The 25,799-nt window shown below is 41.9% G+C and carries 28 protein-coding genes and 1 pseudogene; 7 read left to right on the top strand and 22 right to left on the bottom strand.

The features are described from left to right. The first annotated feature begins 12 nt into the window (after positions 1-12). Positions 13-381: a hypothetical protein gene (locus tag ACXAFV_RS08395; RefSeq protein WP_475125687.1), complete on the top strand. Its 369-nt coding sequence runs from the start codon at positions 13-15 to the stop codon at positions 379-381. A gap of 123 nt (positions 382-504) precedes the next feature. Beyond that, positions 505-1,608, top strand: a complete 1,104-nt coding sequence (gene ispG, locus ACXAFV_RS08390) for a flavodoxin-dependent (E)-4-hydroxy-3-methylbut-2-enyl-diphosphate synthase (RefSeq protein WP_175991591.1) — start codon at positions 505-507, stop codon at positions 1,606-1,608. 78 nt (positions 1,609-1,686) lie between these two features. On the opposite strand, the gene ACXAFV_RS08385 is transcribed toward ispG, so the two are convergent. Beyond that, a complete protein-coding gene (locus ACXAFV_RS08385; RefSeq protein ID WP_475125685.1) occupies positions 1,687-2,052 on the bottom strand; it encodes a DUF4190 domain-containing protein in 366 nt (121 codons plus the stop codon). Positions 2,053-2,247: 195 nt separating this feature from the next. On the opposite strand from ACXAFV_RS08385, the gene ACXAFV_RS08380 reads away from it, so the two are divergent. Further along, the gene (locus ACXAFV_RS08380) at positions 2,248-2,817 is read left to right on the top strand and encodes a hypothetical protein (protein ID WP_475125683.1); all 570 of its coding nucleotides are present in this window, start codon (positions 2,248-2,250) and stop codon (positions 2,815-2,817) included. Between the two features lie 141 nt (positions 2,818-2,958). Here ACXAFV_RS08380 and ACXAFV_RS08375 read toward each other — a convergent pair whose 3' ends face one another. The 4 genes from ACXAFV_RS08375 to ACXAFV_RS08360 all read right to left on the bottom strand — a co-directional run bounded on the left by ACXAFV_RS08375 (position 2,959) and on the right by ACXAFV_RS08360 (position 6,043). Beyond that, positions 2,959-3,375, bottom strand: a complete 417-nt coding sequence (locus ACXAFV_RS08375; RefSeq protein ID WP_475125682.1) for a Fur family transcriptional regulator — start codon at positions 3,373-3,375, stop codon at positions 2,959-2,961. A 3-nt stretch (positions 3,376-3,378) separates the two neighbouring features. Next, positions 3,379-4,236 carry a metal ABC transporter permease gene (locus ACXAFV_RS08370; protein WP_475125681.1) on the bottom strand — a complete coding sequence of 286 codons (858 nt, stop codon included), beginning with the start codon at positions 4,234-4,236 and terminating at the stop codon, positions 3,379-3,381. 15 nt (positions 4,237-4,251) lie between these two features. Further along, positions 4,252-5,019 carry a metal ABC transporter ATP-binding protein gene (locus ACXAFV_RS08365; RefSeq protein ID WP_475125680.1) on the bottom strand — a complete coding sequence of 256 codons (768 nt, stop codon included), beginning with the start codon at positions 5,017-5,019 and terminating at the stop codon, positions 4,252-4,254. Between the two features lie 142 nt (positions 5,020-5,161). Continuing rightward, on the bottom strand, positions 5,162-6,043 hold the full coding sequence (locus ACXAFV_RS08360) for a YitT family protein (protein ID WP_475125679.1): 882 nt from the start codon (positions 6,041-6,043) through the stop codon (positions 5,162-5,164). An 80-nt stretch (positions 6,044-6,123) separates the two neighbouring features. On the opposite strand from ACXAFV_RS08360, the gene ACXAFV_RS08355 reads away from it, so the two are divergent. Continuing rightward, positions 6,124-6,378 (top strand): DUF2624 domain-containing protein, encoded by a 255-nt coding sequence (locus ACXAFV_RS08355; protein ID WP_475125678.1) that lies wholly within the window; start codon positions 6,124-6,126, stop codon positions 6,376-6,378. A gap of 52 nt (positions 6,379-6,430) precedes the next feature. On the opposite strand, the gene ACXAFV_RS08350 is transcribed toward ACXAFV_RS08355, so the two are convergent. Continuing rightward, positions 6,431-7,324 carry a deoxyribonuclease IV gene (locus ACXAFV_RS08350; protein WP_475125677.1) on the bottom strand — a complete coding sequence of 298 codons (894 nt, stop codon included), beginning with the start codon at positions 7,322-7,324 and terminating at the stop codon, positions 6,431-6,433. Positions 7,325-7,395: 71 nt separating this feature from the next. After that, complete coding sequence (locus ACXAFV_RS08345) at positions 7,396-8,703, bottom strand: DEAD/DEAH box helicase (RefSeq protein ID WP_475125676.1); 1,308 nt, start codon at positions 8,701-8,703, stop codon at positions 7,396-7,398. 211 nt (positions 8,704-8,914) lie between these two features. On the opposite strand from ACXAFV_RS08345, the gene vrrA reads away from it, so the two are divergent. Beyond that, complete coding sequence (vrrA, locus tag ACXAFV_RS08340) at positions 8,915-9,673, top strand: VrrA/YqfQ family protein (protein WP_475125675.1); 759 nt, start codon at positions 8,915-8,917, stop codon at positions 9,671-9,673. Positions 9,674-9,870: 197 nt separating this feature from the next. Beyond that, positions 9,871-10,821, top strand: a complete 951-nt coding sequence (locus tag ACXAFV_RS08335) for a 4-hydroxy-3-methylbut-2-enyl diphosphate reductase (protein ID WP_475125674.1) — start codon at positions 9,871-9,873, stop codon at positions 10,819-10,821. A 72-nt stretch (positions 10,822-10,893) separates the two neighbouring features. Here ACXAFV_RS08335 and ACXAFV_RS08330 read toward each other — a convergent pair whose 3' ends face one another. From ACXAFV_RS08330 to ccpN, 11 genes and pseudogenes are all read right to left on the bottom strand, one after another. Next, positions 10,894-12,012 carry a Nif3-like dinuclear metal center hexameric protein gene (locus ACXAFV_RS08330; protein WP_475125673.1) on the bottom strand — a complete coding sequence of 373 codons (1,119 nt, stop codon included), beginning with the start codon at positions 12,010-12,012 and terminating at the stop codon, positions 10,894-10,896. Further along, complete coding sequence (locus tag ACXAFV_RS08325) at positions 12,009-12,722, bottom strand: tRNA (adenine(22)-N(1))-methyltransferase (RefSeq protein WP_475125672.1); 714 nt, start codon at positions 12,720-12,722, stop codon at positions 12,009-12,011. Before ACXAFV_RS08325 ends, ACXAFV_RS08330 begins: the two co-directional genes overlap by 4 nt. Before the next feature lie 274 nt (positions 12,723-12,996). Next, positions 12,997-13,371 (bottom strand): cytochrome c550, encoded by a 375-nt coding sequence (cccA, locus tag ACXAFV_RS08320; protein ID WP_475125670.1) that lies wholly within the window; start codon positions 13,369-13,371, stop codon positions 12,997-12,999. 85 nt (positions 13,372-13,456) lie between these two features. After that, positions 13,457-13,675: pseudogene (locus ACXAFV_RS08315) on the bottom strand (hypothetical protein). A gap of 112 nt (positions 13,676-13,787) precedes the next feature. Beyond that, on the bottom strand, positions 13,788-14,933 hold the full coding sequence (locus tag ACXAFV_RS08310; RefSeq protein WP_475125668.1) for an acyl-CoA dehydrogenase family protein: 1,146 nt from the start codon (positions 14,931-14,933) through the stop codon (positions 13,788-13,790). 161 nt (positions 14,934-15,094) lie between these two features. After that, positions 15,095-15,637 carry a hypothetical protein gene (locus ACXAFV_RS08305; RefSeq protein WP_475125667.1) on the bottom strand — a complete coding sequence of 181 codons (543 nt, stop codon included), beginning with the start codon at positions 15,635-15,637 and terminating at the stop codon, positions 15,095-15,097. 120 nt (positions 15,638-15,757) lie between these two features. Next, entirely contained in the window at positions 15,758-16,888 is a 1,131-nt protein-coding gene (rpoD, locus tag ACXAFV_RS08300) for an RNA polymerase sigma factor RpoD (RefSeq protein WP_475125665.1), read from the bottom strand. 35 nt (positions 16,889-16,923) lie between these two features. Further along, entirely contained in the window at positions 16,924-18,735 is a 1,812-nt protein-coding gene (gene dnaG, locus ACXAFV_RS08295; protein ID WP_475125664.1) for a DNA primase, read from the bottom strand. A 50-nt stretch (positions 18,736-18,785) separates the two neighbouring features. Then, on the bottom strand, positions 18,786-19,256 hold the full coding sequence (locus tag ACXAFV_RS08290) for a YaiI/YqxD family protein (RefSeq protein WP_475126100.1): 471 nt from the start codon (positions 19,254-19,256) through the stop codon (positions 18,786-18,788). A gap of 279 nt (positions 19,257-19,535) precedes the next feature. Continuing rightward, positions 19,536-20,351, bottom strand: coding sequence for a pyruvate, water dikinase regulatory protein (locus tag ACXAFV_RS08285; RefSeq protein ID WP_475126099.1), 816 nt, complete (start codon positions 20,349-20,351; stop codon positions 19,536-19,538). A 13-nt stretch (positions 20,352-20,364) separates the two neighbouring features. Further along, a complete protein-coding gene (gene ccpN, locus ACXAFV_RS08280) occupies positions 20,365-20,991 on the bottom strand; it encodes a transcriptional regulator CcpN (RefSeq protein WP_475126098.1) in 627 nt (208 codons plus the stop codon). 627 nt (positions 20,992-21,618) lie between these two features. Here ccpN and ACXAFV_RS08275 point away from each other — a divergent pair. Further along, complete coding sequence (locus tag ACXAFV_RS08275) at positions 21,619-22,992, top strand: glycine--tRNA ligase (RefSeq protein ID WP_475125663.1); 1,374 nt, start codon at positions 21,619-21,621, stop codon at positions 22,990-22,992. A 361-nt stretch (positions 22,993-23,353) separates the two neighbouring features. Here ACXAFV_RS08275 and recO read toward each other — a convergent pair whose 3' ends face one another. The 4 genes from recO to ACXAFV_RS08255 form a co-directional block, all read right to left on the bottom strand. After that, entirely contained in the window at positions 23,354-24,106 is a 753-nt protein-coding gene (gene recO, locus ACXAFV_RS08270; protein ID WP_475125662.1) for a DNA repair protein RecO, read from the bottom strand. A gap of 45 nt (positions 24,107-24,151) precedes the next feature. After that, positions 24,152-24,295 (bottom strand): YqzL family protein, encoded by a 144-nt coding sequence (locus tag ACXAFV_RS08265; protein WP_175991002.1) that lies wholly within the window; start codon positions 24,293-24,295, stop codon positions 24,152-24,154. 135 nt (positions 24,296-24,430) lie between these two features. Further along, entirely contained in the window at positions 24,431-25,351 is a 921-nt protein-coding gene (era, locus tag ACXAFV_RS08260) for a GTPase Era (protein ID WP_475125661.1), read from the bottom strand. After that, a complete protein-coding gene (locus tag ACXAFV_RS08255) occupies positions 25,344-25,778 on the bottom strand; it encodes a cytidine deaminase (protein WP_475125660.1) in 435 nt (144 codons plus the stop codon). The genes era and ACXAFV_RS08255 overlap by 8 nt, the downstream gene beginning before the upstream one ends. Positions 25,779-25,799 lie beyond the last annotated feature (21 nt).

The following is a 25,799-nucleotide window of genomic DNA, read 5'->3' as shown; positions in this document are numbered from 1 at the left end:
GGAGGTTTTTTTATGAAACGGATGATCATTTTCTTTGGTATTATCATTCTTCTTTACAGCGTCTATTATGATTTAAACAAGGGTACATTGAATCTATTGACCAAAACAAACTCTACAGTCGTAACAGCCCAGCCCCAAACCGTGAAGAAAGAGAAGATCGAAACGGTTACTTTACCTGACGTTTCAGAATCCTCACAAACCTATATAGAAAGGGAAATCAAGCCTGGTGACACCGTATTAAGCCTTGTAGAAGATTCTCTGCAAGGAAATCTTCCTGTCTCGATTGAACAGGTCGTCTCTGACTTTGAAGAATTAAACAAAGTATCACCCGGGAAGATCCAAATAGGGAAAACGTATAAAATCCCCCTCTATACTGACTGACTTCATCACCCTCCCGCACCTAATTCTTGTCAATTGATACAAAACACTGTTACAATAGCTTCGTATTATTTATAATGTATAGTTGAAGAACCTTTCTAAAGGAGCGAATTACACTTGAGTGAAATTATACATCGTTCAAAAACTCGTCCGGTAAAAGTCGGAGATTTAACCATTGGCGGAAACAACGAATTAATTATACAAAGCATGACGACCACTAAGACTCATGACGTAGAAGCGACAGTCAAAGAAATACATCGTCTGGAAGAAGCAGGTTGTCAGGTTGTGCGGGTCGCCTGCCCAGATGAACGGGCAGCCAACGCAATCGCTGATATCAAGAAAAGAATCAATATCCCATTAGTAGTGGATATCCACTTCGATTATAAGCTTGCGCTGAAAGCAATCGAAGGCGGAGCAGATAAGATCCGGATCAACCCGGGTAATATCGGACGCCGTGAAAAAGTGGAAGCTGTCGTAAAGGCGGCAAAGGAAAAAGGGATTCCAATCCGTATCGGTGTGAACGCAGGAAGCCTCGAAAGAAAAATTCTTGAAAAATACGGTTATCCAACTGCCGACGGCATGGTAGAAAGTGCACTTCATCACATTAAGATCCTTGAAGATCTTGATTTTCACGACATCATCGTTTCGATGAAGGCCTCCGATGTCAATTTAGCGATCGAAGCGTATACGAAAGCAGCACAGGCTTTTGATTATCCGCTTCATTTGGGAATCACAGAATCAGGAACCCTATTCGCAGGTACAGTCAAAAGTGCTGCCGGCCTAGGTGCCATCCTGAGCCTGGGTATCGGGAACACCCTGAGAATTTCCCTGAGTGCAGACCCTGTTGAAGAAGTGAAGGTGGCACGTGAACTATTGAAATCGTTTGGCCTTGCTTCCAATGCGGCCACATTGATCTCATGTCCAACTTGTGGACGAATCGAAATTGATTTGATCTCCATCGCAAATGAAGTGGAAGAATATATTCAAACCATCAAAGCACCAATCAAGGTGGCGGTACTCGGCTGTGCAGTCAACGGACCAGGAGAGGCCCGTGAAGCGGATATCGGCATTGCCGGTGCCCGCGGTGAAGGACTCTTGTTCCGCAAGGGTAAAACCGTCCGTAAGGTCCCTGAGGAAACGATGGTCGAAGAACTGAAAAAGGAAATCGATAAAATCGCTCAGGAATATTATGATAAGCAAGAAGCAGAAAAGAAAGAAACCCAAATCTAAAGCAAAGAGGACTGATCACTCAGTCCTCTTTTTTTACTTTTTTAAAACGCTCCCCATTTTAAAAAAGTGATTTAATTGTTAAAAGAAGGGCAGTACAAACAATCCTACGATTATCGATACTGCTCCAATCCCAATAGCCCAAGATCCAAGTGTTTCTGCGCCGCGTCTTCTGGCAACGAATCCGATTACAATCCCGGCCGCCCCCATGATGACTGGAAGAATGAATAAGGAAAGGATCGACAGAGCAAGTGCTGAATATCCCAGTACTCGTCCCGAAGCCGTGTTTTCCTCTTCTGCATCTTCTTCAAAATCGCGGCTTACGTTAACCGGAGCAGCGATTTCTGCAGCAGTTTCTTCTTTGAATTCTTGATTTCTATCCAACACTTCCGGATTGTCGTAATATACGTCGATCTCTTCTCGATCTCGATGTCGTTCATCAGCCATACAGCAATCCCTCACTTTCGATGTTTGGGAGCCTTCTTATTGTTTGTAGACGCACATATTTTACTATGCTAATGTTTGTCATTTCTGTTATCATGTTCTTTAACATTGTCCTATTCTGCACAAAACAAAACCTTATGGGATAAGCTGTAATATGGTACACTTGAAGAAGTTTGGATAAGAGGAGCATGATACCGCATGAAACGCTTTGGAATCGATATTGACGGAACAGTAACGTCCCCCGAGTCTTTACTGCCGCACATAAATGATTATTTCAAATTGAACCTGACATTGAATGATATAACGCAATACGAGTTGACTGAAGTGCTGGATATTTCCCCTAAAGTCTTTGGCACCTGGTTCAAAGAAGCCGAACCGCTTATATATAAGCAATCGCCGCTCGCTTCCGGTGCAAAAAAAATCCTTGATGATTGGAAAGAACAGCATGAACTGTATTTTATCAGTGCTCGTCCCTCAGAGCTGCTTCAATTGACGAAAGAATGGTTCGACGCGAAGGATCTCATGTATCATCACATTGAATTGATTGGATCCCATAATAAAATATCGACCGCACAGAAATATGATGTCGATATCTTTTTTGAAGATAAGCACGATAATGCAGTAATGATACATGAAAAATTGGACATCCCCGTCGTGTTGTTCAATACACCCTACAACCAGAAGCCTATCCCTCGAGGGGTCATCCGTGTGAATGACTGGATGGAAGCAAATCAGTGGGTTCAAGGCTGGCTGAGTGAAGGGAAATAAGTTTTAACATAGCAGATGACGCATGGATTGGCATGCGTCATTTTTTACTTTAGCAGGTGTACGGTTTGAAATTAACCATTTTCGAGACAATAACAATACACAAAAAAGAGACCCGATCAGGATCTCTTTTTCTATTGTATATCACTGGCACTGAGGGCATTTTCCGTAAATTTCAAATTTATGGCCTGAAATGTCATAACCCGTCTCTTCTATGCTCTCTTTCAGGACATCCATCGGACAAGTATGAATTTCCTTCGTCTTGCCGCAGTCCATGCAAATGAAATGATGGTGGTGATGGTTGCTTTCACACGTAAATCGGAAATGCCTCTCCCCTGACAGCTCAGTCTCTTCAAGAATTCCAAGATCCACGAATAAGCTCAGATTTCTATAGATTGTGTCAAAGCTCAATCCCGGGTAGTCGCTTTTCATGTGTTCCAGGACATCTTTTGCCGTTAAATATTTATTGGAGTCAGAAAACAGTTGAAGTAATTCCTCTCTTTTACCTGTATGTTTATATCCTTCAGATTTCAAAAGATCCATTGCTTGAGTAACATTCATTTTCTACACCTCTGCTTTTTCAGTATGCCTGAATGATTTGAGCTTCTTGACGGCAATTGTGATCAATAGTATGAGAATGGCAGTGACTACGATGGTTCCGCCAGGGGCAAGGTCCAAATAAAAGGCACTGACTAATCCTACGATCACTGATACCTCCCCGAATATTAATGAAAAGGCAATTGTCTGTTTAAATCCTCTTGCTATCCGGATGCTCGCCGCTACCGGGAGAGTCATCAGGGATGATACCAGAAGGATTCCAACAATCCTCATGGATGCAGCGATGACCAAGGCCACCATCACCATGAAAATAAAATGAATCGCTTTAGCCGGGATCCCCGATGCCTTTGCATGATCTTCATCAAATGAAAGAAGGAATAATTCTTTATACAGTAAAAAGATCACTCCGATTACCACGATGCTGATCGCAGCAATCAGATAAAGGTCTCCTCTGCTTACAGCACTGACACTGCCAAATAAATAACTGAATAGATCGGTCGTAAAACCATCAGCTAGCGATATAAAGATAACACCAATCCCGATTCCTCCGGAGAGTATGATTGGAATGGCCAATTCTTGATAATGTTTATACAATGTGCGGAGCCTCTCAATGAACAGTGAGCCTGTAACGGAAAAAATCATTCCGAAGTACAAAGGATTGAGTCCACCGAATGCTGGAACTGCCTTACTCAAATATAAACTTGCGGCAATCCCGGATAAAGTTACATGACTCAGTGCATCCGCTATAAGAGAAAGTCTCCTCACGACGATAAACGCTCCTAAAAGCGGAGCAATGATCCCGATAAGGATGCCTGTAAGAAAAGCATTTTGTAAAAATTCATATTGAAAAATAGCTTCGAGCAACCGCTTTTCCTCCAATCAGTGATGTTCGTGATTTAAGAAGTGGACATCATGACCATAAAATGAAGACATCTCACCTTCTTTAAGTTTTTCAAATTCTTCTGTTCTTCCGTGAAAATGCAGGTGTTTATTTAAACAAGCCACATGTGTCACTTTGCTTGAAATGGACCCGATATCATGTGTTACCAGCAATAGCGTAATGCCAAGATCCTTATTTAAATGATCAAGCATATCGTAAAAATTTTGAACATTTTTGCTGTCCACACCGACTGTCGGTTCATCCAGGATCAGAACATCAGGCCTGCTGACAAGAGCACGGGCGATGAATACCCTTTGCTGCTGCCCCCCGGATAATTCACCGATATTCCTCCCGGTAAAAGGGGTCATTCCAACCGATTCGATTGCATCTTGTATATCTTTCCGATACTTTGAAGAAATCCTTTTGAACAACCCGGCTTTTTTCGCCAATCCGCTAGCAACCACCTCATGCACTGTCGCAGGAAAACCAGTATTGAAACTGTTTGCTTTTTGAGAAACGAACCCGATTCGGTCCCACTCCCTGAATTTTTGCTGAGGGGTTCCAAACAGCTCGATTTTCCCCTGTTTCATTTTCAATAAACCCAGCATGAGTTTCAATAAGGTCGATTTACCTGAACCGTTCGGACCGACAATACCTAAAAAAGCGCCCTTTGGGATGGAAAGATTAATATCTTCAAGTACACGTTCCCGGTCGTACCTGAAATTCAAATTTTCTATGTTAATGATAGGAGCTTGATTTTGTTTCATAGTTCTCAACTCTCTTTTTAAGAATCATTACGATTTAAAGCACTTAGGAAAGTATACAATATGGAAAATCGATTGTAAACTATTGTGTTTACCAAACAAAAAGCCGCCCATAAGAACGAGCAGCTTTCTTCATGATGAACTTCTAATGGATCGCAGATTTAAATCTGGCCCCTTTCGTTTCCTGTGTACTCATGATCGTGATGAACGCGTTCGGATCGATATCAGATACGACCGATTTCAGCTTTGTCACTTCAAGCCTTGTAACGACCACATAAATCACTTCTTTATCATGATCCGTGTAGCCTCCTCGGCCTTTTAACATGGTAGTGCCGCGTCCGAGTCTGTTCAGGATCGCGTCTGACACTTCCGCATACTCATCGGATACGATGATGACTGCCTTCGTCTCATCCATTCCTTGAATGACAGTGTCAATCGTCTTAAAGGCAATGTAGTATGTCATAACGGAATACATGGCTTCTTCGATTCCAAATACAAAAGCAGCCCATCCAAAAATAAAGATATTGATGAACATCACAAATTCGCCGACGGAAAACGGAAGCTTCTTCGTTAGCAGAATCCCGAGAATCTCAGTTCCATCCAAAGAGCCTCCGTGCCGGATGACCAGCCCTACACCCGTGCCGAGAATCAATCCTCCAAAGACTGTAGCGAGGATTTCTTCTTTAATAAAAGGATCGAAATGGTGAAGAAATCCTTCTATGACCGCCAAAGCCACAACGGCAAACAAGGAAGAAACAACAAACGTTTTCCCTATTTGTTTATAGCCTGAATATAGAAATGGCAGATTCAACAGAACCAATAATGTAGAAAAGTTCAGAAGGGGTATGCGGTCTGAGACCAAATAATCCAGAATCAGTGATACACCGATGATGCCTCCATCGATGATATTATTCGGTATAAGAAACAGTTCAATTGAAATTCCTGCCAGTGCTGCCCCGATGGTGATAAACACCAGCCGGTAAATAAAATGAAGGGGATTTTCTTTTTTATGTACTCGTTTTGCCATATCATTCTCCCTTTCTCCCATCAAAAAAATGTCACTTTCTTCTCTGAAGTCACATATGTATTTTTTGAGGAGTGATATAGATGAAATTATTACAAAATGTGATTAACCACAAGATCAACACCATTAACCGTGCAGAATTGCTTAAGTATGCCAATCAGTACAATATTTCTTTAACCGCCAAGCAAGCCGATGCGATTGTCGACAAAGTCAAGGGAAAAAACATCAATATCTTTGATGTCGGGAGCAGGAGCAAATTGGTGAAAGAGCTGGCTAAAGCGATTGGTCCTGCCAAAGCAAAGGAAATCAATCAGCTCTTCATGCAGCTGATCAGATAGATACTTACTAAACAGGAGGCCTCTTCAATTTCCAGAAGAGCCTCCCTCCATATTACTGATTCTCGATTTTCGTTAATACGTCTTCATCAAATTGTTGACTGCGAAGCATATCGATTTCAAATTTATAAGGAGACCTCTTGTTCTTTTTATCTTCTCCTACATATGGTGTTTCAAGGATCTTAGGCACTTCTGTCAGCTGTGGATGATGAACGATGTAATTCAGTGCTTTGAATCCGATATGACCGAATCCGATATTTTCATGACGGTCTTTCCTTGCACCGGTTGGATTCTTGCTGTCATTTATATGAAGGACCTTAAGTCGATCAATTCCGATGATCTTATCGAATTTTTCCAATACCCCATCGAAATCTTCGATGATATTATACCCTGCATCATGGGTGTGGCACGTATCAAAGCAGATAGAAAGTCTGTCATTCAATTCGACTCCTTCGATGATCTGAGCCAGTTCTTCGAAGGACCTGCCGCATTCAGATCCTTTGCCTGCCATTGTTTCGAGGGCAATCTGAGCTGTATGATCTTTCGTCAGGACTTCATTCAAACCTTCTATGATCTTTTCGATTCCTTTATCTGTCCCTGCACCTACATGGGCTCCGGGGTGAAGGACGATCTGGTTGGCGCCGAGTGCTTCAGTGCGTTCGATTTCCGATCTTAGAAAATTAACGCCCAATTCAAAGGTCGCCGGATTGGTTGTATTCCCAATATTGATAATATAGGGAGCATGTACAACAATCTCATCGATATTGTTTTCCTTCATATGTTGACGTCCTGCTTCAATATTTAAGTCTTCAATCTTTTTTCTTCTTGTGTTTTGAGGTGCTCCTGTATAAATCATAAATGTGTTTGCACCATAAGAAACAGCTTCCTCACTGGAAGCCAGCAGCATCTTTTTGCCGCTCATTGATACGTGGGATCCAATCTTGACCATTCTCCTCAACTCCTAAGAAAATCTCTTTCTCCATTTTATCGAATGTGTGAAAATGAATCACGTCATATGGCTTACTTGTTTCTGTTTTTCTTTCTTCTTTCTTTCTTTTTGATTTGCTCCATTTTATATTTCATTTTCTTTTTATAACCGGGCTTTACCTTCTTTGGTTTCCGTACAAGGGATTTTGCCTTTACATCAATTTCATCGGCTGATGTCTTTTGGCGGCTTTTTCGCTTATTCAAAGCAGGAAGCTCAATCCATTCACCTTTCTTAAGCTCCATATGGCTGAAAGAAATCCCCATCTTTTCCAGTCGATTCAATGCATCCTCATCAGACGGCTCGTAAATCGTATAGGCGATTCCCGAATTTCCTGCTCTTGCTGTACGGCCAGATCTATGCACATAAAAATCAAGGTCCTGAGGAAGTTCAAAGTTGATGATATGGCTGACTCCTTCGATATCAATCCCTCTTGCCGCAAGGTCTGTCGCCACGATATATTGATAATCAAGGTTTCTTGTCTGCTTCATCATTTTCTTACGCTCACGCGGTGAGAGATCTCCATGAATTCTGCCGACCTTCAATCCTTTGGCAATCAAGGCATCCGCCACTTCATCCGCATTCGCTTTTGTATTTGTAAAAACAATTCCTAAATATGGGTTGATTTCCACTAAAAGATCATATAGGACGCTCACTTTTTCCCGGCTTTTCTTCGGAATAATGATGTGTTGAATATTTTTAGCCGAAATTCTCTCAGGCTCTACATGAGCAAACTGTGGGTTTTCCATATACTTTTTCATGAATGGCTTCAATTTTTCCGGAATGGTTGCAGAGAAAACAAGCATTTGCAGCTTTTCCGGCATTTTTGTGGCAATTTGATCCACATCTTCGATAAAGCCCATATCAAGCATAAGGTCTGCTTCATCCACTACCAGGATGGAAGAAGTATGCACAAACAATGCTTGTTCCTTTACAAGATCATTGACTCGGCCGGGTGTCCCGACAACGATCTGAGGCTGTGTTTTAAGCTTTTCAATCGTTCTTTGTTTATCGGTCCCTCCGATAAAGCAGCGCGAAGTGATGTCACTGTTTTTAGTGAGCTTTAGGATTTCGTGATAAATCTGCTGAGCAAGTTCTCTTGTCGGTGCTGTGATAACAGCTTGTACCTGTTGGGATGCTGCATTCACTTTTTCGATGATCGGCAGTAAATATGAATGGGTTTTACCCGTACCTGTCTGTGATTGCCCAATCGCACTTTGTCCCTTTAGGATCAGCGGGATCATTTTCTTCTGAATTTCAGTCGGCTCATAGAAACCAAGCTCTTCTATTGCTTGGACAATAAAAGGTTGAAAGTCATAATCTAAAAATAAATTCTTCTTCATCTGTTTCATCTCCTTATTTTTAATATCCTTTTATTTAAACGAAAGTAGTCGGCGTTATTTTTAAAGAACATCTAATCATTATAATAAACTTTTCACAAAACATCTAGTTACACTTAAAGGGATTTACTCGATTTAACACATTACCCTTTTTTCTAGAACTTGCATACTCTATAAAGACCAAAGAATTTTGCAGTGAAAGGAGGCAGGCAGCATGCCGCCTAGAGGACGTATGAGAATGCAGAATCAACAGCAGGGAAATCCCTTTGGAATGATGCCCCGACACGGAAGAAGCCCATTCGGGTTGAGGCAGCCGGGTGAGATGAGAAACCCATTCGGAATGAGATCCCAATCCGCTCCTCCATTTCAGATCGGCCAGCAGCAGATGAACGGGTTTATGGGTCAGCAGGGTCCCGCACCCATGAATATGCAAGGAATGCCCGGAGGAAGGAGAAAAGGACGCGGTGGCGGACTCCTTGCGAAATTATTAAAGAAAGGTGAGAGGGGAAATCAACAGGGAGGCATTCTTGAGCAATTCAGCAGAGGTGATTCAAGAGGAGCAGCTGCTGGTTTTGAACGTGGACCAGGATCGGCAGCAGCAGGTGCATCCACTATCGGAAATTTACTTAATCCCGGCAATATCAGCTCCTTTCTTTCCAATACACAGCAGGTCCTGAATGCAGCCCAGCAATTCGGCCCGATGGTTCAGCAATATGGTCCGATGGTAAAGAATCTTCCTGCACTGTGGAAGCTCTACCGTGGATTTAAGGATCTATCGGCTGATGAAGCTGCTTCAGGGGATACAAAGAATGATGAAGCAGAACAAAAGGCTGAACTAGAGGAAACAGAAGTAAAGGTGCCTAAGAAAAAAAAGAAAGTTAAGAAGGAAGTTACTATTGAAGAAGAAGCAGAGGGACGGCGTCCAAAGAGACAGTCTTCTGCCGGAAGTTCTAAGCCTAAATTATATATTTAATCCGAATCCCTCTAAGTGTTTACTTGCAGGGGTTTTCCTTTTTCATCAATTCAACACCCTAATCCAACAAAATAACCACCTCTTTCCTTCTCTTTTATAATAAAATCCATATATGCTTACCCCTACTCTTTGTCAGATATCCCTTTCTCCTTTATAATAGAGACACAACCTTTTCTCATGTAGGAGGATTTTCATAGATGGATATTATCAAGATAACTCCGAGGGGCTATTGTTATGGTGTAGTGGATGCGATGGTCATCGCCCGTAACGCGGCACTCGATAAATCGCTGCCTCGCCCTATTTATATTTTAGGAATGATCGTTCACAACAAGCACGTAACCGATGCGTTTGAAGAAGAAGGCATCATTACGCTGGACGGAAAAAATAGAAAAGAGATCATCGAACAAGTAAATGAAGGGACGGTCATCTTTACCGCACACGGTGTCTCACCAGAAGTCAAAGAAATCGCCCGGAAAAAAGGGCTGGTCACACTTGATGCCACCTGTCCTGATGTAACAAAGACACATGACCTAATCCGCTCGAAGGAAGCAGAAGGATATGATGTCATCTACATCGGTAAAAAAGGCCATCCTGAGCCTGAAGGTGCAGTAGGTGTTGCACCGGATATCGTACATCTTGTTGAAACTGCCGAAGATGTAGAGAAATTATCCATTGATAATGACAAAATCATTGTGACGAATCAGACGACAATGAGTCAGTGGGACGTTCTGGACACGATGGACAAAGTAAAAGAGATGTTCCCTCATGTCGAACTGCATAAGGAAATCTGCCTTGCTACCCAAGTACGCCAGGAAGCTGTTGCTGAGCAGGCAGGCGACGCAGATGTCCTCATTGTAGTCGGAGATCCTAAGAGTAATAATTCAAATCGCCTTGCACAGGTCTCGAAAGAAATTGCAGGTACTCCTGCCTACAGGATCTCAGACATCAGCGAACTGGATATCGAATGGATCAAATCGGCAAAAGTCGCTGCGGTTACAGCAGGTGCATCAACCCCGACTCCAATCGTTAAAGAAGTCATCAAGTTTCTGCAGGACTTCGATCCGGAAGACGAAACCACTTGGACCAGGGAACAAAGTGTTCCACTGAACAAAATCCTTCCTAAGGTGAAAAAGTCCAAATTAAGTTAAATGAAAGAAAAGCCCCCTTGGCAATTGCCAGGGGGCTTTTCTGCATAAGGAACGGATCGCTTTCGCCTAAAATTACATAAAAGTAAATGGATTCGTATCCGCTTTTGAAGCAAATATATTTACGATATACCCTTTTTCCGCACATTTTTCTGCCAAATACTTTGTCACGCCATCCTTCATGACTTTTTCGATATGATGACCTGCATCCACAACATTGAGCCCCATCATCATCGCATCGTGTGCGGTGTGATAGTAAATATCACCAGAAACAAAGGCATCTGCCCCTTGTCTTTTGGCTGCAGAAATAAATTTATTACCGTCCCCTCCAAGAACTGCAACTTTCCTGACATTGGAATCCATGTCTCCGATTACCCGGATTCCGTCCATGCCGAAGGTCTTTTTCACAGTTTCCGCAAACTCTTTCAGAGTGACTTCTTCCTCAAGCTTCCCGATCCTGCCAAGTCCCAAAGGTTCTCCTTGGTTTTCAAGAGTATAGATATCATAGGCCACTTCTTCATAGGGATGATGGGTGAACATCGCTTTCAACACTTTTTTCTCAAGTGATCGCGGATAAATGGTTTCGATTTTTTCTTCTTCTACCTCTTCCAGCTTTCCTTGCTGACCGATATGGGGATCTGATTTGTCTCCTGGTAAAAACCTTCCCTTTCCTTCTGTCGAAAAGCTGCAGTGCGAGTAATTGCCGATATGGCCGGCACCTGCCTTGCCTAATGCTTCCCGGAGCTCTTCACTGTTTTCCTTCGGTACGTAAACAACAAGCTTACTTAGTTGTTCTGAGTAGGTAGGAAGTAAAATTGAAGTGTCTTGAAGGTTCAAAGCTTCAGCCAGAAGATCATTCACCCCTCCTGTAGCAACATCAAGATTTGTATGTGCAGCATACACAGCAATATCATTCTTGATCAGTTTCTCGATCATTCTTCCCTGATAAGTGTCGGTGTTAAGTGATTTGATAGGCCTGAATATAGGCGGATGATGTGCAATGATTAATTTGACATTGTTCTTGATCGCTTCATCGACAACATTTTCAAGGACATCCAATGTAATCATGACATTTTCTACTTTTTCATTCAGTTTGCCGATTTGCAAACCGATGGGGTCACCATCTTCAGCCAGGTATTTCGGTGAAAACTCTTCAAAGAGTTGAATGATTTGATGTCCATTTACCGTTTTCATTTGGAAAGAACCTCCTCAACCATTTGAATTTTATTCTTTAATTCATCTTTTCGTTCATTCAATTCATCTGTCTGTGCCGCTTTCTCCATGTTAGCCAGGATATTTTTCCACTGTGCACTTTCCTGCATCCATTTCTTGCGGAATGCTTCATTTCTCGTTTTCATTAAAAATGGACCAAGTAAAAGTTCCTTTTGCTGCTCTTCATTGGAGTAGGGACGCTGCGGCTCCCCTCTATCAGCTGTCAGAATCTCGTACACTTTTCCATCTTCTTCTATGATCTCTTCGCTTGTCAGCTCCCAGCCGTTTTGGAGAAGCCACATGCGGATTGATTTTGCACTTACATTAGGTTGCAGGATCAACCTTTCCACACCCGTAAGCTTGTCTTTGCCATCTTCTAAAATTGATGCAATCAAGGCGCCACCCATTCCCGCGATGGTAATACAATCCACTTCTCCAGGAGCGATGACCTCAAGCCCATTGCCGAGTCTAACCTCAATTTTATCCTGAAGGCAGGCATCTTTCACCTGCTTCTCAGCTGAAAGGTACGGACCTTTCACCACCTCACCCGCAATGGCTTTTTCTGCAATTCCTTTTCGTACCGCGAAACACGGCAGGTATGCGTGATCGGAACCTATGTCTGCTATCTTTGATCCTTCAGGGATATATGAAACGACTGTTTCTAAACGTTTGGATAATTGTTCAATATTCATGTCTTCACCTTTTTAATGGATTTGATACTTTTAGTATGTACGTTTTTCATTCTATCTGACTTTGTCCAATAAGAAAAGCGGATGAGCCTTGTTCAGCCCCGACAAGTTGGAGGACCGACCGGTGAAGCCGCTCTTTGACTTCGGTGGGCGGTCCGAAACGTCTCGAGGGGCTAGGTGCTGGAGCTGGACAAATCTCAAAATAATTTTCTTCTTTATTATTAAATAAAAAAAGTCCTTTGCCCCATTAGACAAAGAACCTTTTTAAGCGTATACATTATTTAAGTGATTTGATCCATTCAGCCATAGCATCAAGATTTTCGTCTTGAACCAGACCTCCAGGCATTGCGCCTTTACCATTTTTAATGGTCTCTTTGATCTCATCAACAGACTTGTCTGTACCTTTTAGAGCCGGACCCATGCCGCCTTCATAGTTTGCACCGTGACAAGATAGACAGTTGTCTTTGTAAGTTTGCTCCGGATCAAACTCGCCGCTTGAAGGCTGTTTGCCCTCCTCACCTGCTTTTTCACCGTGTTCCGCTTCTTTCGCTTTTTCATCAGCATTGTTTAGGCCTTCTAAAGACATGAAGAATACAAGGCCGATCCCCATAGCCATGATCAGAATGAATGGAATAATTGGATTACGATTCATGATTTAACCTCCTTTATGTACAACATCCAAAATAGTGCTAGTAAACAACTTATATTTTACTTTAAAAAGCGACAAAGGAAAAGTCCTATAGATTAACTTTTCCATCTTTCTCACAAATTAGACACATTTGTTTGTATTTGTTGTCGACATTATATAAATTACTTCCATTAATCACCGTTGTTGATTTCCGTGCAGGACTTCGCTTTCCGCGGGCGGTTGGTGAGCCTCCTCGTCGCTAAAGCTCCTGCGGGGTCTCACCTAACTCGCTTTTCCCGCAGGAGTCTTCGTCCTGCACTCCAATCAACAGCTGGTGCCGGTTAATAACAAGTCTGTCTTGTTTTGTACTTGTTAACCCAAAAATTAAACAAAGAGCTTTCAAGTGCTGTTACGCATCCTGAAGCTCTTTTGTTAGAAAATTAATTATTAACCCCGATGAGACGGGAAATGACCATGCGTTGTACCTCTGAGGTTCCTTCCCCTATCTCAAGAAGCTTTGCATCACGCAGGTATCTTTCTACGTGGTATTCTTTCATGTAGCCGTATCCTCCATGAATCTGAATGGCTTCATCTGCTACTTCCATGCTGATTTCTGAAGCATAAAGCTTACACATGGACGCTTCTTTTGAGAAAGGTCTGCCTTGATCTTTAAGCCAAGCAGCTTTGTGGACCATATTCCGGGCAAGTTCGATCTTCATTGCCATATCGGCAAGCTTGAACTGAGTGACCTGGAATTCTGATAAGGTCTTGCCAAACTGCTTTCTTTCCTTGGAGTATTGCAGTGCTTTTTCAAACGCAGCTTGTGCCACACCTACTGCCATGGCACCAATACCGATACGTCCACCGTCCAGGGTGACAAGGAATTGTTTAAATCCTTCCCCGCGTTTACCAAGCAGGTTTTCTTTTGGCACTTCTACATCTTCAAGCACCAATTCAGTCGTGTTGGAAGAATGCAGCCCCATTTTTTCGTAGTTATCAATCACAGTGAATCCTTTTGCCTTGGTAGGGGCGATAATCGCACTGATTTCTTTCTTCCCATTTTCTCTGCCTGTGATTGCAGTCAGAGCCAAGTGGTCAGCATAACTTGCATTCGTGATGTAACACTTGTTACCGTTGATCACCCATTTATCGCCTTTATCTTCTGCAGTGGTCTGTGTTCCTCCTGCATCAGACCCTGCATTAGGTTCTGTCAGTCCGAAAGCTCCGAACGATTCCCCTGTACAAATCGGTGTAAGATACTTTTCCTTTTGCTCATGGGTCCCGAATAAATTGATTGGTGCGCCCCCTAAAGAAATGTGCGCAGAATATGTGATTCCTGTAGAAGCACAAGCTCTGCTTAACTCTTCCGTCACAATCGCAAAACTGACTGTATCCGCTCCAGCCCCTCCATATTCTTCAGGAAACGGCAGACCCATCATGCCTAAATCAGAAAGCTTTTTAAAGATTTCTTTAGGAAATTCTTTTGTACGATCCCTTTCCAATGCACCCGGAGCAACTTCCTCCTCAGCAAATTCCCTGATCGTCTTTTTAATCATTGCCTGTTCTTGCGTTAAGTCAAAATTCATCCTTATCCCCCTTGTAATAACTTGATGAATGAAAGCCTGAAATGGTTCAGACTTTTAAACCACGAAAGCCTATCAAGATTTCTATGAATGCGCTCTCATTCCTATTATAAGAGGGAATGGTGAATTTTCTCAACTTTAAAAAACTTTTTAATATTCGGAAGTTATCGCAATATAGAGATTACTAACAATAGTCCACCTATTGCTCCAGACAATGTAAAATAGATCAGCCTTCGCTTCAACCCGAGGACAATCCATAGAAGACAATTCAAAAACAAGGCGGCATAGGCTATGAGTGGAGATCCATCAAAAACCTCTTCCGTGATGCTGATGGATAATAGAAGAATGATGAAAGCTGCTGAAATAAGAATTGATACAGTAGAAATTTTTTTCTTAGAATAATAAATTCCCAATCCAATTAGTAATACGACAAAACCTGTCAAAATCGCTGTTTGCAAAACGACTGACAATTCAGTAAAATAAATGACAAATAATGAAATTGACATAACGACTGCCGAAAGCAGACTGGTCATGTAATACGGCTTAATTTTGCCTTTTTTATGAGATGGATTCGAAAGATTTTCTTCACCTTTGGTATAAAGTGCCAGTAAATAGTCGCAATAATGATCCGGAAGCATATTATTCTGCTTCCAAAATTTGATTTCGTTAATAATCACAGCTTGCCTGCCGTGTTTAGATTTAGACATAATGCTCTCACTTTCTGAAAATGATTCTTCTGTTGTAATTCGTCAGCACTTGGGATAATCCCTTTAAATTTCAAGAAAAAAACCTCTACCATTTAATATGATAGAGGCCAGAAAATCATCCTATTCCAAGAAGTCCTTGAGTCGTTTACTCCGACTAGGATGGCGTAATTTACGAAGTGCTTTCGCTTCAATCTGACGAATACGTTCACGCGTTACACCGAATACTTTTCCAACTTCTTCGAGTGTACGGGTTCTGCCATCGTCAAGTCCGAAACGTAAACGAAGGACATTCTCTTCGCGGTCAGTAAGAGTATCCAGAACATCTTCCAATTGTTCTTTTAATAATTCATAAGCGGCATGCTCAGAAGGAGACTGCGCTTCTGCATCTTCAATGAAATCACCAAGATGTGAGTCATCTTCTTCACCAATCGGTGTTTCTAGTGATACAGGCTCTTGGGCTATCTTTAAAATCTCTCTTACCTTTTCAGGTGTAAGATCCATTTCTTCCGCAATTTCCTCTGGAGAAGGCTCACGGCCGAGGTCTTGTAACAGCTGCCTTTGTACGCGGATCAACTTGTTGATCGTTTCAACCATATGCACCGGTATACGGATCGTTCTTGCCTGGTCTGCAATTGCACGAGTGATTGCCTGACGAATCCACCAAGTAGCATACGTACTGAATTTGTAGCCTTTACGGTAATCAAATTTTTCTACCGCTTTAATCAGACCCATATTACCTTCCTGGATCAAATCGAGGAATAGCATTCCACGTCCTACATATCTCTTGGCAATACTGACTACAAGACGAAGGTTAGCTTCCGCCAGACGGCGTTTAGCTTCTTCATCTCCATCTTCAATTCTTTTTGCAAGATTGATTTCTTCTTCTGCTGATAAAAGATCGACTCTTCCGATTTCCTTCAGGTACATTCTTACGGGGTCATTTATTTTAACTCCGGGAGGAACGCTTAAGTCATTTAAGTTAAATTCTTCTTCCTCTTCTTTTTCCAGCTCACCGGCACCGGGATCGTCATCTTCTTCATTTTCATTGATGATTTCGACACCCTGCTCACCTAAATGTTCGTAGAACTCATCCATCTGGTCTGAATCCAACTCAAAACCGGATAGTTTATCGGCAATATCCTCATAAGTAAGGACGCCTCTCTTCTTCCCTTGGTTTACTAAAAATTCTTTCACCTGATCAACGGATAATTCTGACGCTATTTGTTTGGAACGCGCGGACTTTTCAGCCATGTGTTCCCCTCCTTCCAACTTCCTTAAACAAAACTTTATAGAGACTTACGCAGCTGTAAGATTTCCATTGCTATTTGAGCTTCTTTACGAAAATCATTTTGCCTTTGTGCTTCTTTTCTTTCTGATTCTTTTTCTTTTATCTTCAACATCTTTTGATGTTTTAAAACGGATTGGACATAATCCAGTAACTCTTGATCTGTGCATTCATCACTGATGGACATCATTTCAATTTCTGTCACGATCCTGCGAAGTCTTTCATCCGGCAGATATCCGATGAATGAACTGGCACCCGGAGGCATCCCTTCCTCGTAATAACCGAATAAATAAGTAATGATAGCTTGATGTTCATCAATATTGAGGTGGGTTCCTGCAAGCCAGTCCTGAACCTTATATGCTGTGTTAGGATCTTTCAGCATATAGGCAATGAGCCGTCTTTCTGCCGTTTGATAAGCAGGCAGCAATTTAGTCTGCACCCTTGGAAGATGCGGTTTCTGCGGCGGGGCTTGTTTAGCAGGCTTCGATTTTCCGTTCCTTGCCCCATCGACTTCAGCAAGCTGCTGCTGCAGGGCATCTAACGAAACATCAAATTCATCTGCCAGGTACCTGATATAATAGTCCTTTTCAACCGCATTGCTCAGCTGGGTAATTTCCTTAAGTATGTCTTCTATATACTGAAGGCGGTCTCCTTCATCATTTAAATTTTTGTTCACCTTATGATACCGCAGCTTAAATGCCATAAACGTCAAGCTGGCCCCTATTACATCCTGTTGAAATCTCTCTTTGCCATACTTTGAGATGTAGTCATCAGGGTCCAATCGTTCAGGTATCATAGCTACCCGGATGGATAAATGATGGTTAAGAAGCATATTACCCGCTCTGAAGGCGGCTTCCACACCTGCCGAATCACCGTCATAGCAGATGACAACGGAATCGGTCAATCGCTTGATCAATCCTATTTGCCCTTCAGTCAATGAAGTACCCATCGTGGCCACTCCATTTTCAACTGATGCCGAGCTTGCGGAAATTACGTCGGCGAAGCCTTCAAAAAGGATTACTTGCTGCTTTCTTCTAATAATCGTTCTAGACTCATGATAATTGTAAAGAATGCGGCTTTTATTAAATATCTTGGTTTCAGGACTATTTAAGTATTTTGGTTCATCATCAGAGTGAAGGCTTCTTCCTGAAAATGCGACTACTTTTCCTTTCGGATCAGTAATGGGAAACATGATCCTGCCTCTGAAACGATCGAGAAACGATTGATCTTTTTCCCTTCTTACCAATAATCCTGCCGCTTCCATCAAATCAAGGGAGTATCCGCGTTTTTGCAGGAACTTGACGGTGAAATCCCAGCTTGGCAAGGACCAGCCAATCTGGAATTTACTGATACTCTCGGTCGTGAATCCCCTTGAAAGTAAATATTCAAGGGCTTCCTGACCCTCCTTTGTGTTTAGGAGGAGATGATGGTAAAATTTACTTAATAGCTCATGGGCCTGGAGCATTTGCTTTTCATCTTCTTTAGGAGGCGCATCTTGTGCATTTGAAGACGTGGAGACTGCTATTTCTTCTCCGACTTTGCTTCCAAGCTTTTGTGCTGCCTCTATAAAAGAGAGGCCGTCGACGTCCATTAAGAATGTAAAAGCATTCCCTCCTGCTCCGCAGCCAAAACAATGAAAGATCTGCTTGTCAGGCGATACAGAGAAGGATGGAGTGTTTTCTCCGTGAAAAGGACACAGGCCAAAATAATTACGGCCTTGCTTTTTCAACTGTACATAATCACTGACAACATCTACGATATCCGTAGAAGATAATATTTTATTTATTGTTTCTTCAGGGATCCTATCAGACACTGTATATCACCTGGTTTTCATTTCCCTCTTAATGCATTCGGTAAGAATGATTATTTTCCTGCAATCTTCGACAAAATTTCCTCGAATCGCGATGAAAATTCTTCCCGGTCATCATTCGTAAAAGGCTTTGGCCCCTTACCATAATTCCCTTTACGTCTTTCCTTCGCTGCCACGTAACGGTAATCGAGCGCCGTCACAATACTCTCTTCTCTGTAGACCTTTCCCCTTGGGGAGAGGGCATAAACTTTTTTCGGCAGTACCAAGCTTGCGAGTCCTATATCCTGTGTCACGAGAATATCATTCGTCCGGACATGGTTCATAATATACAGGTCTGCCGCTTCTTTCTCACTGTCCACGTACACCCATCTGCCCTCATCGGGAGTATTCTTCTGATGGGCATGGGATGCGACAAAGACCACTTCAAAACCAAAATCTCCTGAAATCCGAATGATTTCCTGTTTGACCGGGCAAGCATCTGCATCTACAAAAACTGTAGATTTTTGTTTGCTATTACTAACTATTCTACATCACTCCGTATTATCCTTCTCTCCACAGGAACTTTTCCATGGAATTCAGGTAGAATATCGAAAAAAATTGGAGACGAGACTTGACATATCACAATAATTAGTTTATTCCTTAAGAGTTTAGTCTAAACCTATTTTAAATATTTTTATCACAATTTTTTATTATAGTATAATCGGACAAGTTTGACCACTAATTTACCTGAAAGAATTTTTTGGATTTTTGCTTACCAAAATGAAAGAACGACCCTCCCCATTATAGGATAGGATCGTTCTTAATTAAGAGTTGTTCATACGCTGATAAATATTCGTTATGATATTGGCTGTTTCTTCTACTGCCTTATTGGTCACATCGATGACATGACAGCCCATTCGTTCTGAAATCTTCTCGAAGTAAGTCAGCTCTTCTTCTATTCGCTTGATGTTGGCATAACTCGCCTCATCATTCAGCCCCAGTGATTTCAGCCGCTCCCTCCGGATGGTATTTAGCTTTTGAGGAGAGATTTTCAATCCGAAACACTTCTTCGGAGAAACTTTGAATAGTTCTTCAGGGGGGTCCACTTCTGGAACAAGCGGGACATTGGCCACCTTGAATCGTTTATGGGCAAGATACTGGGAAAGGGGGGTTTTGCTTGTTCTGGAAACCCCGACGAGCACGATGTCTGCTTTTAAGATCCCTCTTGGATCCCTTCCATCATCATATTTCACCGCAAATTCGATTGCTTCCACCTTCTTGAAGTAATCATCATCCAGCTTTCTGACTGTACCCGGTTCGAACAGAGGTTCCTTTTGATAAATGGTCTGATACTTATCCATTAATGGACCGATAATATCAAATGCGTATAGTTCTTCTTTATCTGCCTGCTCTTTGATATACGCCCTCATATCCGGCTTGACCAGCGTGTAGACAATCAGCCCCTGATTCAGTTTTGCCAGGGAAATGACTTCATCAATATTTTCAAAGTCCTCTACATACGGAAAGCGTTTGATGACCGTATTGGAACCATTAAATTGACTAATGGCCGCTTTAGTAACTAATTCAGCAGTCTCTCCCACTGAGTCGGAAACAACATAAATAATCGGTTCTTTCACGATCGTTCACCACCTTCTACTCTTCTTCTGCCAGTGCAACAAATGCTTTTGTTATATTGGTCTTTGTAATCCTTCCGGTGACTTCCATATCTCCGTTCTCGGTCTTCTTCACTACAGGAACAGAATCAATTTGCTTATGAATGAGATCCTTTGCCACACCGATCAATAGATCGTCCTTTTCACATGTTGTGATATTTGGCATTCTTGTCATTATGATATTCACAGGCAATGTACTGAGTTCTTGCTTTCCAATACTTGCGCGGAGGAGATCCTTTCTGGATAATACACCAACTAAGTATGTATTTGCATCCACTACAAATAAAGTACCCACATCCTCAAGGAACATCGAAACAATGGCATCATATACTGACACATTCTCATTCACGACAACCGGAATGGATTGATAGTCTTTAACATAAATTTTATTCAGGTTTTCTGTCAAGAGCTGAGTACCCGTTTTACCTGTATAAAAATAACCGACTCTCGGTCTTGCATCCAAATAACCCGCCATCGTAAGAATAGCAAGGTCGGGTCTAAGCGTCGCCCTTGTCAGATTTAATTTATCGGCGATTTGTTCACCCGTGATGGGCCCATTGTCTTTAACGATCTGCAAAATTAGTTCTTGCCTTTTATTTAGTTCGATTGTTACTCACCACCTAACGAACAAACGATTAATGTTATACTTTATAATAAATATTATATACTATTTACGGAAAATGAAAAGAGAATATTGTCATCACATTGTGACAACACTATGCATATTATCAAAGAGTATCTTTTTTTTATTAAAACATCAAATTTTTTATCATTGTGCAGTGATAGTTGTTATTTTATTGTAGGCATGATAAAATGTTTTCATCTTACAACCACATAGTAGCTGAGACGGATATATAAGTACTTGCAAACTTAAGCGACCGGGGATGGTGAAAGCCCGGAATGCAAGGAAACGGCAGTCCTGAGCAGATTGAATCGAAAGTGGGTATACGAGAACATCGTATATCAACTAGGGTGGAACCGCGAGTAACAAGCTCGTCCCTAGGCAATTGCCTAGGGACGAGCTTTTTTTATTCTCTCAACTGTTTGGGCTGGAAATGAGCATTGATGTTTAGACCGGTCCCAGCTGTTGCATCGGAGTGCAAAACGAAGACGCCCGCCGGGGAGTGGCCAATGTGAGACCTGTCCAGCTACGGGGCTCACGGGTCACCCGCGGAAATCGAAGACTTGCACGGAAATCAACATTGAGTGAACTAATAAAAAGGAGTGACTTTACATGTCAATGGAACAAGTAGTAAATTTAGCAAAACATCGCGGATTCGTATTCCCTGGCTCCGAAATTTACGGAGGCCTTGCAAACACATGGGATTACGGGCCATTAGGCGTAGAACTGAAGAACAATATTAAAAAAGCATGGTGGAAAAAATTCGTTCAGGAATCCCCGTACAATGTCGGGCTTGATGCAAGCATCTTAATGAACCCGCAAACATGGGTGGCATCCGGACACGTCGGAAACTTCAATGATCCGATGATTGACTGTAAAGAATGTAAGACACGCCATCGTGCAGACAAAATTATCGAAAATGCGCTTGATGAGAAGGGTATTGAAATGATCGTGGATGGTCTTCCTTTTGACAAAATGGAAGAAATCATCAAGGAACATGAGATCAAGTGCCCGGATTGCGGTAGTCAGAACTTCACGGAGATCCGTCAATTTGACTTGATGTTCAAAACACACCAAGGTGTTACCGAGTCTTCTACGAATGAGATCTATTTACGTCCGGAAACTGCTCAAGGAATCTTTGTGAACTTCAAAAACGTTCAGCGCTCAATGCGTAAAAAGATGCCATTCGGTATTGCTCAAGTTGGGAAGAGCTTCCGAAATGAAATCACTCCAGGTAACTTCACATTCAGAACCCGTGAATTTGAACAAATGGAACTGGAATTCTTCTGTAAGCCCGGCGAGGACATGGAATGGTTCTCTTACTGGCGTGAATTTTGTAAAAACTGGCTGCTTAACCTGGGTATGAACGAGGAAAACATGCGTTTACGTGATCACGATAAAGAAGAACTGTCTCACTACAGCAACGCCACAACGGATATCGAATACAAATTCCCATTCGGCTGGGGAGAGCTTTGGGGAGTTGCCGACAGAACGGACTTCGACCTTAAACGTCATATGGAACACTCTAATGAAGATTTTCATTATATGGATCCTCAGACAAATGAAAAATATGTACCATACTGCATCGAACCATCCCTTGGTGCTGACCGTGTGACCCTTGCTTTCTTATGCGATGCATATGAAGAAGAAGAATTAGAGAACGATTCAAGAACGGTTCTTCGCTTCCATCCGGCACTCGCTCCGTTCAAAGCGGCAGTCCTGCCTTTATCGAAGAAGCTTTCCGACGAAGCTTTTAAAGTATATGAAGAATTGTCAAAAGACTTGATGATCGATTTCGACGAAACTGCTTCAATCGGTAAACGCTACCGCCGTCAAGATGAAATCGGTACTCCTTACTGCATCACATTTGATTTTGATTCAGTGGAAGACGGACAGGTAACTGTGCGTGACCGCGATACAATGGATCAGGTCAGAATGCCGATCAGTGAAGTAAAATCCTTCTTGATGGAGAAGATTCAATTTTAATATGTTTTAAATGGTGTCCAAAAGGTTATCCTTTTGGGCGCTTTTTTTGTTTTGGATGCTTTTTGGTGAGGTGGAATTGGTGAACGGGGGAATCATTGCCAACACCGCTATGGGTACTACCGGCGATTTATGAGCGGAATTTTATGAGCCAAATTCCTGATATATGTGCGAAATTTTCATTTTATGTGCGAAATCTTAAATTTATGAGCGAACTACCGATTTTTCAACAAATGCCTTCCCTGAATACCCCCGCCACACTAGAGAAGCAAGCACCCCTCACCCTTCTATCCATACAGTATTCTAACATTAAAAAAGCCGGCCCCCAAAGAGAGCCAGCCAAAAATCACAATATGCTTTAAAACTAGAATAAGTCCTTAAGGTTATCCATTTGATCAAGAAATCTTCTGGATTTCAATGTTAAGCCTGAATTTTCATCGTAATAAGTCCTGATTACCCGTTTGAGCTGAACTTTGGTTTCGTCTTTTACAGAGATGTTCCCTAAACGATTAATGTCAAAATAATAAAACAGCCTTAATAATTTTACGGTTCCTTGAGATATAGGCAAATGATAAGGGTCTTGTTCCAGGCAACGGTGGCAGATAAATCCGTTTTCTTTAAATGAAAAACCGAATGTCCCCTCGGTCTCACCACAGACAGAACAGCCATTTAAATGAGGGTGCAGACCTAAAACAGGCAGCATTTTCATTTCAAAGATATGCATTAATATTTCCGGATCATAGTCCTCGTTAAGATACTGCAGCACCTTGTACAGCAGTTCAAAAAGAAACGGATTAGGCTTTCGGTCCTCCGTGCTTTTATCGAGGAGATCCACGATGTATGTAGCATATGCCGTCTTAAACAAATCTTCTCTTACATGCCGGAGTGATTCTGCAATCTCCCCTTGTTGAAGAGTTCCTAAACCACTGCCTTTTATAAACATAAAATAACCATATGTAAACAATTGGGAAATAGCGGAAAGACGGCTGTTTGACTTTTTAGCCCCTCTTGCCATCAATCCGATTTTCCCAAATTCCCTGGTGTATATTGTAACTATTTTGTTTGATTCACCATAATGGTTTGTTCTGATCACAATTCCTTCACACTTCTGCAGCATATTGGCCACCTCCCGAATTTACACCACCCGGGTGATGACAACCTATTACGTCAGGGGGAAGTCGACTTCCGATATCTCTTCTTCCAATTGATATGGTTCTTCAACCCTATCTTTTTCAAGCTCCTTAAAAAGTAAATACGTGTCGATGTTACCTGTTTGCGAAAACACTTTCCAAGTTAAGTCTAACATCAAAAACCCACCTTTCTGGATTTAAACTAGCAAGACTTCAAAGCTTTCTTGTGATTAGAGTTAGCATCTTTGTATAAAAGCATGTGAACTAAATATTGTTAATTGATATCGCTTGACATTCTTAAAAACTGAAACTCAATACTCATCATCATTGAAACCGTAGTCGCGCAGATTTGAAGCCCGGTTTCTCCAATCTTTCTGAACTTTCACCCATAATTCGAGATACACTTTAGAACCAAGCAGGTTTTCTATATCCATACGTGAGCGCTTTCCTACTTCTTTCAGCATGGATCCCTGTTTTCCGATGATGATCCCTTTTTGTGAATCCCGTTCCACTATGATGGTGGCCAGGACATCAATCAGGTTCTTATCATCTTTTCTTTCCATCTTATCAATGACAACCGCTATACTGTGTGGAATTTCTTCTCTTGTCAGATGAAGGACTTTCTCACGAATCAGTTCTGATACGATAAAACGCTCAGGGTGGTCAGTAATTTGATCGGCAGGGTAAAACTGCGGTCCCTCAGGAAGGTTCTCCTGAATCAGTCCAAGGAGGTGTTCTACATTATTCCCTTCCAGTGCTGAGATCGGTACTGTAGCCGCAAAAGGATAAAGTTCATTGTATTGCTGAATGATCGGCAATAATTCATCAGGATGAATTTGATCTATTTTATTAAGAATGAGAAACACCGGAGTCTTGACTCCTTTCAGCTTCTCAATGATAAATTGATCTCCTTTCCCAAGTCCTTCTTCCACATTTACCATGAAGAGTATGATGTCTACTTCTCTTAATGTGTTTTGAGCGATCTTCATCATAAAGTCACCAAGCTTGTGCTTAGGCTTGTGGATCCCTGGAGTATCAATGAAAATCATTTGGGATTGTTCGGTTGTCAAGACACCTTGAACTTTATTCCGGGTCGTTTGCGGTTTGTCACTCATAATGGCAATCTTCTGACCGATTACACGATTCAGGAACGTCGACTTGCCTACATTGGGGCGGCCGATAATTGAAATGAATCCGGATTTGTATGCTGCGTTTTTTTCTTTGTTACTCATTTAAGTCCTCCGGTGAAAAAGCTCCTGGCAATAGCTCGGCAACGGTTAACTCTTCAACATCGCCTTTAAGATTCGTCAATACCACTTTCATTTCCTTTGCACAAAGCTCGGATATGACCTGTCGGCATGCACCGCATGGAGGTACAGGCCTTGCTGTATCCGCGACTACAGCTATCATGGAATAATCCTTGTCTCCTTCTGAGTAAGCTTTGAAGAGAGCCGTTCTTTCTGCACAATTACACATGCTATATGCAGCGTTTTCAATGTTGCATCCGTGATAGACTTTTCCATCTTTCGTAAGAAGAGCGGCACCGACCTTGAATTTGCTATAAGGTACATATGCTTTTTCTCGTGCGGCTTTTGCTTCTTTGATTAGTTGTTCTTTATTCATTCGATTTACTCTCCTTTTGACCCTTACATATTTCATTTTACTATAATTTTCATAAAA

The sequence above is a fragment of the Rossellomorea sp. ABR4_012 genome (assembly GCF_056159545.1).
Note: the sequence above shows the minus strand (reverse complement) of the source record. Positions and strands in the feature narration are given on the sequence as shown.